This window comes from Pseudomonas sp. MWU13-2517 (genome assembly GCF_023242545.1).
GTDB lineage: Bacteria > Pseudomonadota > Gammaproteobacteria > Pseudomonadales > Pseudomonadaceae > Aquipseudomonas.
The window spans coordinates 75,228-88,174 of the sequence record NZ_JALMFA010000016.1; the positions used below are offsets into that span (position 1 = coordinate 75,228).

The following is a 12,947-nucleotide window of genomic DNA, read 5'->3' on the forward strand; positions in this document are numbered from 1 at the left end:
CAAGAACAGGCTTGTTTCTAACTTGTCGCTTGCAGCTTGAAGCTTACAGCCCTACAACCTATCGTGCTCCCCTCTCCCCCAATTCGTGAGCGCCATGCCCTTCCTCGCCCGCACCCATCCTCGCCTCTCCGCCGCCGCTGTGCTGGGCATTGTCGTAGGCGTCCTGGCACCGTCCAACACCCTTCTGGGCAAAATCCTCATCGGCTGGAACGCCGGCGTTTGGGCCTATCTGGTACTGATGCTGTGGCTGACCATCCGCGCGAAGGCCCCGGATGTCCAACGCATTGCCGAGATCGAGGATGAAAACGCCGGCCTGGTGCTGTTCATGGTGTGCATCGCGGCCATTGCCAGCCTCGCCGCCATTACCTTCGAGCTGATCGGCAGTAAAGGCCTGGCCCCCACCGAACGTCTGTTGCATTACGGCTTCACCGGGTTGACGGTCGTTGGTTCGTGGCTGTTGATCGGCGTGATTTTCAGCGTGCACTATGCCCGCCTCTACTACACCTGGAACGGTAAGGAGCCGGCGCTGCGCTTTGCCGAAGGGCTGCTTACGCCGAACTATTGGGACTTCCTGTATTTCTCGTTCACCATCGGCGTGGCGGTGCAGACGTCCGATGTGGGCGTGGCCACGCGCAGCCTGCGCAAAGTGGTACTGGGGCAGTCGCTGATCGGGTTTCTGTTCAATACGGCAATTCTGGGGTTCTCGATCAATATCGCGGCCGGGCTGTTCGGCTGACACCGCACCCGCCTTTTAGACGCTGAGCTGGACTGGGCCGAGTATCACCACCTGAACTTGCCGGAAGTTGTGTGAGTTAGTACTTAAACGAATTAAAAATGTGTACTTAGACTGTTTGAACTGTCGAGGAACGCTCATACATTACGGTCTACGTATACTGTTATTTCTGACAGTTTACAGGTTGGCCGCTCTGCTATTACATGCTTCAGACAGAGCCGCTGATGCCTCTGTGACTCGCACAACCACCCGCGATGGAGAAGCGATCATGACCGTACAAGCGCAAATTTTAACTCCCGAGCAGCAGAAGGCATTGGGCCCCAAGCGAATCAATGCGTCAGGTACCTTCAATGCACGTATCGATTCCGTTCCCGTTAATTTTCAGACCACCACCCTATCTCGCAATCACGAACAGGCTGTCTTCAGAGTCAATGCCCGGCACGCCGATAACTCGGTCACCATCAAAGAACTATTTATCCAGGTGCCCGAAAGCGTTGAAGTGGGCAAGGTCATCAAATTGGAGGAACAGGAATTTACAGACTTTGAAGTCTGGTACTCGGTAAAATCTCCCACGGAGCACTACACGGTCAGTGGCATTAAAGGCGATTTGATCATCATGGGGCTGGCCCCAGGTGAAATTAAAATCAGAGGTACATTGCATGCAACTACCGATGACGATGCCAACGGGAATTCACATTGGGTCGAAGTCGATTTCGACCTGACCAGTTGATGGGTTATGCCACATGCAAAAACGCCCGTATCTCTCGATACGGGCGTTTTTGCATAGCGCGCAATTACCAGGTGTAACGAACACCCACATTGGCGCCCCAAGGCTGCTCAACCTTACCGCCGCTGCTGTGCTCAAGATCGGCATGCAATTGAAGGTTCTGCGACAGCTTCACCGCCACACCCGCACCGAATTCGGCTCGGGAACCGGACAGATCATTGTTGAACACATTGTTATTGACCGAAACCTTATTGTTATTGGCAAACTCATGCACCATCGCTGCCCGCAAATAAGGCTGTAGCACACTGCCGTTGTCGAGCTGGATGTCACGCCCCACGGTCGCACCGGCCTTGGCCAGGATCGAGCGGGTGCGCTCGCCCTTGGCTTGCAGACCGTTATCCAGGCTGTAACTGCCGCCCTGGATGACCACGGTGGACATCTGCGCATACGGCTCGACGAAGAATCCATCGTCCAACTTGATGTTGCGACCGACCTCCGCCGACAAACCGCCACCGGTGTTGTTGTACTTGCCTTTGGACGAAGTACCGTCACTGAGACCAACCTTGGACTCGTTATGGAACCGGTTGACCTTGGCGACCGCATCGAAATACAGGCCGCTCTCCTCGTCCAACCACGTCGCGTAGGCACCCAGGTAGTAGCTCTTCACGTTACCGGAGGTGCCGCGCTTGAGGTCCAGGTCCGAGGTGCTGTGACCCGCCATTACCCCCACCAGCCACTGGCTGTCGGCCAACGGCGTATCGGCACCCAAGGTAAAGCCCTGTTGGTTCTGGCTATAACCGACACCCGTGCTGTCGGCCACTTTGTACTTATTGCCATAACCCCGGATCCACACCCCCGCTTGACCCGGCTCGAAACGCAACTCACCCATGCGTGTACGCAGTGAAGTCGCCTCACCGTACCATACGGTCGGTGCGGTATTGAACAGAGCCAGTACCGAGCGAGTACCTGGGCTTATCACGCGGTTGTTCGGGTCAAGGAACCAGTCAGTGCCTTCCTTTTTCAGGCCGTAGGAGTAAGCACCTACGTCGACCACATCACCGACCAGGGAAAACTGCGCATCGCCCCCGCCGGTATGCACAATGCGAATATCCTCCGGATTGACCGGCTCCGCACCACTTGCCGCGAGCAACAGGTGGTGATTGCCTTTGGCCTCACCTTCGATGTTCAGGAAGTCCGTGACGCCACGCGCGAAATCGGTGCCCATGACGAACGTGCCGTTACCGTCGAGGCTGTCCAGATCCAGCTGATAGAACGCGTCGGTGTGACCGAACTTCACCGTACCGCCCGCCAGGCTCAATGCGCCTACCTGACTGTCGCCCGTGAGTTCCCAAAAAGACTGGTCGCCGATATCCAGGCGGGTGACATTCTGAAACAGCCCGGTCAGGCTGGCGTGGTTCTGCAGCTTCAAATCTGCGCTGCTGCCGTCCTCGACAATGACGTTACCGTTCAATCGACTGTTGTCGACATTCATGCTCGCCGTGGCGCCGCCGTTAACTTCCAGCAACGTGCCGTTACCACCGATCAAAGTAGAGCCATTACGCACATCAATTTCCGCTCGCGGGGTCGAACCATGCTCACCATTAACCACGATGGCGGAACCGCTGCGGCCCTCGACGCTGGAATTATCCAGCACCAGTTTACCCACGCCGCCTTCGTCATAGTCATCGGTGAACAACACACCGTTCTTGCCGCCGATGATTCGGCTTTGGCTGGCAGTGACCGTTGCCCCGTCGACAAACACGCCAAAACTGTCGGCGCCGGTACCTTCAACCAACGTATTTTGACTGAAGTGCAGTTCACTATTGCCCGCCGCCATCGCCCCGCCGATATGACCACGAATGGTGCTGTTGAATACCTCGGCAATGCCTCCTTTTTCGGAATCGAAACTCTGGAACGCTTGCAGGCCTACGGTGGTATGGCTAGTGATGTTGCTGTCCTGAATGAGAGCATTGCTGTCATCCAGGCGCACTGCGCCGAACACGGCATGAGACGAATCGACGGTAGCGCCGTTCAGGCTGACGGACGATCCCTGGGTGGCACGGATGTCGTCAATAAGGCTGCCAGCATTGACAATCAACGCCGAATCGTTGACCAGGATATGCTGTGCCCGGGCACCATTAACGGTCAGCTCGGACTTCATATCCAGTTGCCAGTCATTGGGTAGTTCACCGACCTCAATGGTTTTTGACTCACCAATCAGTTGAACAGCGTGTGCGCTCGATTGAAAAGCGGCAAACACAAGAAAAGTAATAGTTGGAACTTTCATCATCTTGCTCAAGGGCTTGAGCTCGAAGTTGGTTAACACGGACATAGGTTTTCACTCTCTGGGCTGGAGCCTTTGAAACGGTTTGGCTCGTTCCCTCGGAATGGAGCCTTACCTGTGCGGCGCAGAGATTACTGAGTGAACTTACCCAAGGATGTAGGATTAATCTGAACAGGATGTAGCGATAGGCAATACATCGCTCCGAATATATGGCGATCAAGGTGTACCTGCGAACCAGGCTTATAGAAAGCATATTTTCAACTGCCAACTACCGGATACGCCAAAGGGAAGCGACGCTTCCCTTTGACGGTTCCAACGAACAGCCCGCTTAAGGTCTCACGATAGTCGTACCATCGCAGAAGGTCTCCGGATTGGAAAATACCGAGAAAACCCCAGCCAGTTCACTGTTACCGGTCGCTCCGCTGCTCACCACTGTGCTGTAGGTCACTTCGCAAGGCCCAAACGGAGACTGCTTAAGGAATGCACCGTAAGGAATTTCAAAGATAAAACCATTATCCACATCAGACTGGCTCAACGATGGATGGGTAAAGTCTTGCGTGAATGGACCCGGTGGAAAGCCAAAGGCCTCGCTCGAAATAGTCACGGTTATCGTCACATCGTTATTGAGCACCAGCCGTGGGTCTGCAGGAATGAAAAGCTCGGCAAAAAGCGGCGGCGGGGCCCCAGGGCCACGACTTTGCAAGGACACGCAGCTCCACTCACCATTGACATCAAGGTGCCGGAATTGAGCAGCTTGCAATGTCACGGTCACTGCATCGATCACCTCGACGTCGGTAACATCCGACGGGTTTTCATTAGTGGTGCCGGGCCCGGTGACAACGTAGCTGACCGGCTGCGTGCCATTACCATGTCTGTCCACTACGTCCCACGGGATGTCGAACGTCGCATTCGCTCCGGGTGTCAGGGTACTGAGGTTAAAAGGCCCGACTCGTTCTTTCGCGACGCCCCAGAACAGGAAAAACCTGTTGTTCGCATGGGGCGCCGCTGCAACGGTCCAGAGCGGAATCACAATCGTGACAGGTTTATCCGCGTCGACGATGCGCAGGGTGTTCAACTCGGGAGTCGAAATAGCGCCATATACCTGCGCCAGTTGCAGTTCAGGGTTCACATCCCCCGGCTCAAGGGTGCCAGGAAGAACCGGGCCTTCCACCGACAAGTCAAGTCGCACGGTTTTGTCGGGAGAGTTAAAGAAAATACCATTTCGGTCAATACGATAGCGCACGATCACAGTCTGCGGCCCCAGTGTTGCTGTATAGGCGGCCTTGATCGCGTTATTCATACCACTGAAGATAACGTCAAAAGCACTAAGCTCAGGCGTTTGCGGGCCATATGGCTCCGTACCCCATTGCAATTCGAACTTGTCCAGCCCTATTGCATGATCAAGGTACTCTTCAATATGAACGTCAATACCTTGCTTATAATCCGCAATATCGAGCAGGTCATCGGTACTGCCGTCGCGCGGGGCGGGCGCCAATGGAATGAAGACTGCCAATGGCTTGGGATCGTCAAGCAATGCAACGGTGCGAGAATCATTGAACGAAGGGCGGCTGACGTTACCGGCCCGATCACGGATGGTGTAGAAAAGATAGAAAAAACCACCCACAAGTATCTGGGCGGCCGGCAGGAAGAAAGTGCCCCCCGTAGGCAGCATCGGTATCCCTAGCGGATCGCTGACCAAATGCTCGGGACGCGGGTCCATTACCGGGCTGAAGTAGACAAAAAACCTGTCCCCTGCTTCGAATTGCCCCGGCTGAGAGGGATAAGTGTTCGGTGGAATGCCGATCTCCAGGCCACCTTCGCTTATGAGGAACGCATTGTTGATCACGGTGCCCGGCGGCGCGTTGACAAAGACCGGAACAGTCGGTTGCTCACGGGATGACTCGACGGCATAAGGCGCAATGGTATCGACCCGAAATGCACCCGGGTTGGAGCTGTCGAAGGGGGCTCCCGGTATACCCGCTTGATTACGGTACTGGGTATTTCTGAGCTCGAAAAAACCATGTTTGAATTGGGGCAGCGGAGCGGGAACGAACCTGTTGATAATGGACGGAACCGGTGGGGTAATGGCGGTTAGTTGATAGGGCGCTACAAAGGTGACCCACGTGGGCGGAAGCGCACTAAGATCGCGAATCTCGATGCTCATCCAATCGGTGTTCCTTGTCGCCTGCCCCGTCGTTAATTGCACGTTAATGCCAACCGGTGCAACCGGTGCTGGAATAAGGCCGGTTGCATCATCCAGCGCTTCGACGATCGTAGGCGCAGCGAGAACCAAAGGCGCAGGTGCAGTAGTCGAACCACGTTTTCTACTCATTTCAGTCTCTCCTTGGTGTTTTAAACAGACACACTCGCTCCCGTCGATGGCATTCAGCCAACCACGCTAACTCGAAAAAACATCCATCAGAGCGATGTAGTCCAACATTCATGCGGTGGGACGACCCGGCTCAAGGCTCGGGGCCATTACCGTTAATCCAGCAGTAGATGGGGTCGGGCGGCAGTGGCGACGTCAGCACCACACGGTCGAACTGCACGAACCTGGGGGTGGAGCGGCCAATGATGGCCCCCGCTCTGGACACTAAATAGCTAGCCTCCCCGCCTGCGTTTTCTTTCAATGGGCGGATCAGACGTTCCACATCACGGATCCAGAAGTTGAAGCCGGCTGCATCCCCTGTCGCGTCCCAATAATGCTCAAGGGTTTCCACAATGTTGGGGTCTGGATTGACATCAGGGTACCGGCCGTACCCTTGAAACCGCAGCGTGATCAAATCCCCATCACGGATGTTCGAATCAGGGGGGATGTGCACCTCGACCCCGAACCAAATCGGCGGTTGAGTGCTGCAGGTCAAATACCGGTTAGGGTGAGACTCGGACTGGGGAAAACCGGGGCGTGTGTACATGATGGGAGGCAGGTCGACTTGCAGCCCAACCCGCGCCACCTGTGAAAATTCCGGGTTCACATTTCCGGCACGATCCTCCAGGCGATAAAAACAGAACAGAAAGAGAGCCCCCGGGAACCTGCGGAACACGTCATTGGGCACCTCTACAAAAATGCGGCCATTGGCACTGGTCAGCCGTGGCGAGGTCAGTGTCGGCAAGCCCGTTGGCAGCATATTCAGGTCAGAAAAATACATATGCACTCTGTCACCGGCCTCACGCCCTCGATAGCCAGGAGGGATTTCCATGGGCACCAGGGGGTTGTTGTCCAGGTAGGTTTGAGTCACCGGGTCGATCGGGAAAATCGCAGGAGGAAGAAACGCGCCAGCACCAGGGGCATCGCGGTCGATTCTGATAGTCACCGTTTCAGAGGTATCGACGCTGGGACTATCTGGCCGGGTGTTATGGATCCGATACCTGAGGTCAACGACAGCGCTGCTCAGTAGAAAGGCCTGAGGAATCGTCAGCGGTATAGGAAAATCGGCATCCGTGAGTGGGCCACGCAGTTCGAAAGGGGGGGTATCGACGGGTCTGGCCCCTTGGACAGCCCACTCAAAAATCACATATTGGAACCTTCCCGTACCGGGTAAAACCGCCCAAGGGGTCTCAAGCGAAACCTTCAAATCGTCGAAATAAAATCTAGCGGGGATCAACCCATCCGGTAGTGCGTCGACGACTGTTGGCTCATCCAGCACGAGGATACCGCCAGGGCCCGAAGGACCATTCGCATTCGGCTGGGTTGTATTGGAAGTGGTCATCGAAACCTCCCGCAGTTCAATCACTCTCGACACGCCTTTTTCTCTAAAAAATCAGACTGCCCAGGCGCTGTTGGTGCAATTGAACACCTCCTTTACGCCGGTGGATACTGTCAGATTTCACAGGTATCAGCGCCATTCGTCCGCTTTTCGGCGTCTAACGACAGCATGCCTTCACCAAGAAATTCTTGACGAGGCCGATTGACTCGTGTTTTCTGAAACCGGTTTCAGCGAAACACCAAATCCAATAAGAAAGGTTCTACCGTGACTTCATTTTCCGCCGCCCAGCGCAGCCGCGTGACCATGCTCGACGTCGCCGAGCGTGCCGGTGTGTCCAAGGCCAGCGTGTCGCGCTTTATCGGCGATGACCGCGCGCTGCTCTCCGATGCCATAGCCCTGCGCATCGAACAAGCCATCGAAGCACTCGGCTATCGCCCCAACCAGATGGCCCGTGGCCTGAAACGTGGCCGCACGCGCCTGATCGGCATGTTGGTGGCGGACATTCGCAACCCCTATTCGATTGCCGTGATGCATGGCGTCGAAACCGCCTGCCGCCGGCACGGCTACAGCCTGGTGGTGTGCAACACCGACCGCGATGACGAGCAGGAGCGCCAGCACCTCGCGGCGCTGCGCGCGTACAACATCGAAGGGCTGATCGTGAACACCCTCGGCCATCACCTCGATCAACTACTGGAGTTGCAACGGGAGATGCCTCTGGTGCTGGTGGACCGCAAGGTCGAACCGCTGCACAGCGACCTGGTGGGGTTGGACAACCCGGCGGCAGTGCACATGGCACTGGAGCACCTGCAACAACAGGGCTACCGCGATGTGTTGCTGGTGAGTGAAGCCGCCGACGGCACCAGCTCGCGCCTGGAACGCCAGGCCAGTTTCAACGCCGAGATCGACCGCCGTCCGGGGTTGACCGGCAAGGTGCTGGAACTCGATGACGCGCTGGAAAAAACCCTCCAAGCCTTCCTTGCCAAACCTGGCCCCAAGGCGCTGTTCTGCGCCAACGGCGTCGCTGCGTTGGCCTGCACCCGCGCGCTCAAGACACTGGGTTGCAACCTGTTCGACGACGTTGGCCTGATCGCCCTGGATGACCTGGACTGGTATCCGCTGGTGGGTAGCGGCATCACCGCACTGGCACAGCCAACCGAGGCGATCGGCGCCAGTGCGTTTGACTGTTTGCTCAAGCGATTACGTGGCGATACGCAGCCGACGCGCACGCTCGACTTCCTGCCTGAACTGATCGTGCGTGGTTCCACGCAGCGGACCTAAAATTTTTTGCACAAAAATGAAACCGGTTTCAGAGGTACACAACAATGCATAAATACCCCGTATCCATCAGCCTATCCAGCTACGGCGCCGACCTGGTGCGCAAAAACGGCCAACTGAGTTTTGTCGAGTTGCTCGCCGCCGCGGGTGCCCAGCGCATCGAATGGCGTGAGGAGCTTTTGACCCACGAGCAACCGGGCGAACTGGCCCAAGCCGCAGCGCAGCACCATCTGGAATCGGTGTTCTCATCACCCATGGAATTGTGGGTTGCCGGGCGCGCCCAACCCAACGCCGAACTGGCGGCGACCCTGGACCGTGCCCAAGCCTTTGGTTCGGGTTGGTTGAAGGTTTCCCTGGGTTACTTCACCGACACCAACGACCTGCAGAGCCTGCATGCGCTGCTCAGCCGTCACCCGGTCAAGCTGTTGGTGGAAAACGACCAGACCTTGCACGGTGGGCGTATCGAACCGATGCAACGCTTCTTCAGCGAAGTGGAACGCCTGGGCCTGCCGGTCAAGATGACCTTCGACATCGGCAACTGGCAGTGGCAGGACCAATCCGCCCTGACCGCCGCACGCCTGCTCGGCCGGCACGTGGACTATCTGCACTGCAAAGCCGTGGCCCGCCGCCAGGATGGCAAGCTCGTCGCACTGCCGCCCAGCGCCACCGACCTGCATTTGTGGGAACAACTGCTCAAGCACATGACCCAAGGTATTACCCGGGCCGTGGAATTCCCGCTGCAAGGCGATGACCTGATCCAAGTCACCGCCGGGCAGGTCGCCGCCCTCGCCACCCTTGGCCAGCCCCGCGTGGAGAATGCCCATGTCTGAGATCGATATCCTCTCGTTTGGTGAAACCATGGCGATGTTCGTCGCCGAACAGACTGGCGACCTGGCGCAGGTGGCGCAGTTTCACAAGCGTATTGCCGGGGCCGACAGTAATGTCGCCATCGGCCTGTCGCGCCTGGGGTTCAACGTGGCCTGGCTGAGCCGGGTGGGCAATGATTCCCTGGGCCGCTTTGTGCTCGACACCCTGAAAAAAGAGGGCCTGGACTGCCGCCATGTAGCGGTCGACCCGCTGCATCCGACCGGTTTTCAGCTCAAGTCCCGTGAAGAAAACGGCGCCGATCCTCAGGTCGAGTACTTTCGCAAAGGCTCGGCGGCCAGCCATTTATCCATCGCGGCCATCAGCCCCGCGCTGCTTCAAGCCCGTCACCTGCATGCCACCGGCATTCCCGCGGCCTTGTCCGACGCCACCCGGGAGCTGTCCCGCGAGTTGATGACGCAAATGCGCAAGGCCGGGCGCAGCGTGTCGTTCGACCCCAACCTGCGCCCATCGCTATGGCCCAGCCAGCAGCAGATGATCCGCGAGATCAACGCCCTCGCCGCCTTGGCCGACTGGGTATTGCCGGGCCTGAGCGAAGGCCGGTTGCTTACCGGCTTCGACGACCCGGCCGATATTGCCGCGTTCTACCTCGACCAGGGCGCCGAGGCCGTGGCCATCAAGCTGGGGCCTGACGGTGCTTACTATCGGACCCGGCTGGACGAAGGTTTCGTCGCCGCCGTGCCGGTGGAAAAAGTGGTGGATACCGTCGGTGCCGGCGATGGCTTCGCCGTCGGCATGGTCAGTGCCCTGCTGGAAAACCTCAGCTTCCCCGAGGCCGTGCGGCGCGGTAACTGGATCGGCAGCCGTGCCGTGCAGAGCCGTGGCGATATGGAAGGCTTGCCGCTCAGGGCAGACCTGCCCCCGGCACAGAAGGCGAGTTGACCAAACGGCTGCTGCGCAGCCCGGCGCGGGGCAAACCCGCTTACTACAACCTGTTGCCACAACTACAACAAGCTCAGGAGCAACACCATGGATACCGTGAAACTCGCCACCCGCCGCTGGTGGTACATCATGCCCATCGTTTTTATCACCTACAGCCTGGCCTACCTGGACCGCGCCAACTATGGCTTCGCCGCCGCCTCCGGGATGGCCGAAGACCTGATGATCACCCCGGGCATGTCCTCGCTGCTGGGTGCGCTGTTCTTCCTGGGCTACTTTTTCTTCCAGGTGCCGGGCGCGATCTATGCCCAGAAGCGCAGCGTCAAAAAGCTGATCTTTGTCAGCCTGATCTTCTGGGGTGGCCTGGCGACCCTGACGGGCGTGGTGTCCAACGCCTATATGCTGATCGCCATTCGCTTCATGCTCGGTGTGGTTGAAGCGGCCGTAATGCCGGCCATGCTGGTGTACCTGTGCCACTGGTTCACCCGTGCCGAACGCTCCCGCGCCAATACCTTCCTGATCCTCGGCAACCCGGTGACCATGCTGTGGATGTCGGTGGTCTCGGGCTATCTGGTGCAACACTTCAGCTGGCGCTGGATGTTCATCGTCGAAGGCTTGCCGGCGGTGGTCTGGGCGTTTATCTGGTGGCGCCTGGCCGATGAGCGTCCCAAGGATGCCAAATGGCTCAGCGGCAGCGAGAAACAGAGCCTGGAAACCGCCCTGGCCGCCGAACAGGTGGGTATCAAGGCGGTGAAGAACTACGGCGAGGCTTTCCGTTCGCCCAAAGTGATCGTACTGGCCCTGCAATTTTTCTGTTGGAGCATCGGCGTGTACGGCTTTGTGTTGTGGCTGCCGTCGATCCTCAAGGCGGGATTGAAGATGGACATGGTCGAGGCGGGCTGGTTGTCCGCCCTGCCCTATCTGGCGGCGGTAATCGGCATGCTGGTGGTGTCCTGGGGGTCGGACAAATTGCAAAAGCGTAAGCGCTTTGTGTGGCCGCCCCTGCTGATTGCTTCCATCGCGTTCTACGGTTCCTACGCGCTCGGCGCCGAACATTTCTGGTGGTCCTACACCTTGCTGGTGATCGCCGGGGCCTGCATGTACGCGCCGTACGGTCCGTTCTTCGCCATCGTCCCGGAGATCCTGCCGGCCAACGTCGCCGGCGGCGCCATGGCGCTGATCAACAGCATGGGTGCCCTCGGTTCGTTCGGTGGCTCGTACCTGGTGGGTTACCTCAACAGCAGCACCGGCTCGCCCGGCGCCTCGTACCTGCTGATGAGCGGCGCCTTGCTGCTGTCGGTGGTGCTGACCATTTTCCTCAAGCCCGGCGCCAGTGATCGCGTACGGGCGCCAACCCTGGAGTTGAAGGTAAAAACCTTATGAAAAAGTCTGTCGTGTTGTACAAAAAGCTCTCCGCACCGCTGATGGCGCGCCTGCATGAACAGGCCGATGTCACGCTGATCGACGCGCTGGACGCTACCGGCCTGGCCAAACTGCGCGACGCGCTGCCTGCCGCCCATGGCCTGCTGGGCGCCAGCCTGCGCCTGGACGCCACGCTGCTGGATCTGGCGCCCAACCTGGAAGCGGTGGCCAGCGTCTCGGTAGGTGTCGACAACTACGACATCGACTACCTGACCCAGCGCGGCATCCTGCTCAGCAATACCCCGGACGTACTCACTGAAACCACCGCCGACACCGGTTTTGCGCTGATCCTGGCCACCGCGCGGCGGATGGTCGAACTGGCGGACATGGTGCGCGCCGGCCAGTGGAACAAGAACATCGGCCCGGCACACTTCGGTACTGACGTGCATGGCAAAACCCTCGGCATCATCGGCATGGGGCGTATCGGTGAAGCCCTGGCCCAGCGCGGGCACTTCGGTTTCGGCATGCCGGTGATCTACCACAGTCACTCGCCCAAGCCGCAGGTGGAGCAGCGTTTTGGTGCGCAATACCGCCCCTTGAACGACTTGCTGCAAGAGGCTGATTTTGTCTGCCTGACATTGCCGCTGACGGCCGAAACCGAGAAGCTGATCGGCGCCGAAGCGTTTGCGCGGATGGGGCCGGAGACGATCTTCATCAACATCTCGCGGGGCAAGGTGGTAGACGAAGCGGCGCTGGTCCAAGCGTTACAACAGCGCACCATCCGGGCCGCGGGGCTGGATGTGTTCGAGCGCGAGCCGCTCAGTCACGAATCGCCGTTGTTGCGTTTGAACAACGTGGTCGCCACGCCGCATATCGGCTCGGCGACCCATGAGACGCGGGAAGCCATGGCCCAGTGTGCGGTGGATAATCTGTTGCAGGCTCTGGCCGGGCAAAAGCCAAAAAACCTGGTAAATCCAGCTGCCTGGAAACCGTAGCCCCTCACGTCGCACCGATAAATGTGGAAGGGGGCTTGCTCCCGACAGCGGGCCAGCTCATCCGTGGCTGACACATGACTATCGGGAGCCCCCTGGGTTG

10 protein-coding genes are annotated in these 12,947 nt (G+C 58.3%); 7 read left to right on the forward strand and 3 right to left on the reverse strand.

Annotated features, from left to right (window positions below):
• The first annotated feature begins 94 nt into the window (after positions 1-94).
• Complete coding sequence (locus M5B97_RS22335) at positions 95-736, forward strand: DUF1345 domain-containing protein (protein ID WP_134660797.1); 642 nt, start codon at positions 95-97, stop codon at positions 734-736.
• A gap of 265 nt (positions 737-1,001) precedes the next feature.
• Entirely contained in the window at positions 1,002-1,463 is a 462-nt protein-coding gene (locus M5B97_RS22340) for a hypothetical protein (protein WP_248732671.1), read from the forward strand.
• 64 nt (positions 1,464-1,527) lie between these two features.
• On the opposite strand, the gene M5B97_RS22345 is transcribed toward M5B97_RS22340, so the two are convergent.
• The 3 genes from M5B97_RS22345 to M5B97_RS22355 all read right to left on the reverse strand — a co-directional run bounded on the left by M5B97_RS22345 (position 1,528) and on the right by M5B97_RS22355 (position 7,454).
• A complete protein-coding gene (locus M5B97_RS22345; protein WP_248732672.1) occupies positions 1,528-3,792 on the reverse strand; it encodes an autotransporter outer membrane beta-barrel domain-containing protein in 2,265 nt (754 codons plus the stop codon).
• A gap of 280 nt (positions 3,793-4,072) precedes the next feature.
• Positions 4,073-6,076, reverse strand: a complete 2,004-nt coding sequence (locus tag M5B97_RS22350; protein WP_248732673.1) for a hypothetical protein — start codon at positions 6,074-6,076, stop codon at positions 4,073-4,075.
• Between the two features lie 130 nt (positions 6,077-6,206).
• Positions 6,207-7,454, reverse strand: a complete 1,248-nt coding sequence (locus M5B97_RS22355; protein WP_248732674.1) for a hypothetical protein — start codon at positions 7,452-7,454, stop codon at positions 6,207-6,209.
• Between the two features lie 261 nt (positions 7,455-7,715).
• Between M5B97_RS22355 and M5B97_RS22360 the strand changes: the two genes are divergently transcribed.
• From M5B97_RS22360 to M5B97_RS22380, 5 genes are all read left to right on the forward strand, one after another.
• Entirely contained in the window at positions 7,716-8,729 is a 1,014-nt protein-coding gene (locus M5B97_RS22360; RefSeq protein ID WP_349292533.1) for a LacI family DNA-binding transcriptional regulator, read from the forward strand.
• A 44-nt stretch (positions 8,730-8,773) separates the two neighbouring features.
• On the forward strand, positions 8,774-9,556 hold the full coding sequence (locus M5B97_RS22365) for a sugar phosphate isomerase/epimerase (RefSeq protein ID WP_248732675.1): 783 nt from the start codon (positions 8,774-8,776) through the stop codon (positions 9,554-9,556).
• Positions 9,549-10,493: a sugar kinase gene (locus tag M5B97_RS22370; protein ID WP_248732676.1), complete on the forward strand. Its 945-nt coding sequence runs from the start codon at positions 9,549-9,551 to the stop codon at positions 10,491-10,493. Before M5B97_RS22365 ends, M5B97_RS22370 begins: the two co-directional genes overlap by 8 nt.
• An 87-nt stretch (positions 10,494-10,580) precedes the next feature.
• On the forward strand, positions 10,581-11,873 hold the full coding sequence (locus M5B97_RS22375) for an MFS transporter (protein ID WP_248732677.1): 1,293 nt from the start codon (positions 10,581-10,583) through the stop codon (positions 11,871-11,873).
• Positions 11,870-12,847, forward strand: coding sequence for an NAD(P)-dependent oxidoreductase (locus M5B97_RS22380; RefSeq protein ID WP_248732678.1), 978 nt, complete (start codon positions 11,870-11,872; stop codon positions 12,845-12,847). Before M5B97_RS22375 ends, M5B97_RS22380 begins: the two co-directional genes overlap by 4 nt.
• Positions 12,848-12,947 lie beyond the last annotated feature (100 nt).

Bases quoted from the DNA above. Each gene is read 5' to 3' on its own strand.
- M5B97_RS22355 (WP_248732674.1), bottom strand. From the start codon at position 7,454: ATGACCACTTCCAATACAACCCAGCCGAATGCGAATGGTCCTTCGGGC.
- M5B97_RS22380 (WP_248732678.1), top strand. From the start codon at position 11,870: ATGAAAAAGTCTGTCGTGTTGTACAAAAAGCTCTCCGCACCGCTGATG.
- M5B97_RS22350 (WP_248732673.1), bottom strand. From the start codon at position 6,076: ATGAGTAGAAAACGTGGTTCGACTACTGCACCTGCGCCTTTGGTTCTC.
- M5B97_RS22370 (WP_248732676.1), top strand. From the start codon at position 9,549: ATGTCTGAGATCGATATCCTCTCGTTTGGTGAAACCATGGCGATGTTC.
- M5B97_RS22335 (WP_134660797.1), top strand. From the start codon at position 95: ATGCCCTTCCTCGCCCGCACCCATCCTCGCCTCTCCGCCGCCGCTGTG.
- M5B97_RS22345 (WP_248732672.1), bottom strand. From the start codon at position 3,792: ATGTCCGTGTTAACCAACTTCGAGCTCAAGCCCTTGAGCAAGATGATG.
- M5B97_RS22365 (WP_248732675.1), top strand. From the start codon at position 8,774: ATGCATAAATACCCCGTATCCATCAGCCTATCCAGCTACGGCGCCGAC.
- M5B97_RS22340 (WP_248732671.1), top strand. From the start codon at position 1,002: ATGACCGTACAAGCGCAAATTTTAACTCCCGAGCAGCAGAAGGCATTG.
- M5B97_RS22375 (WP_248732677.1), top strand. From the start codon at position 10,581: ATGGATACCGTGAAACTCGCCACCCGCCGCTGGTGGTACATCATGCCC.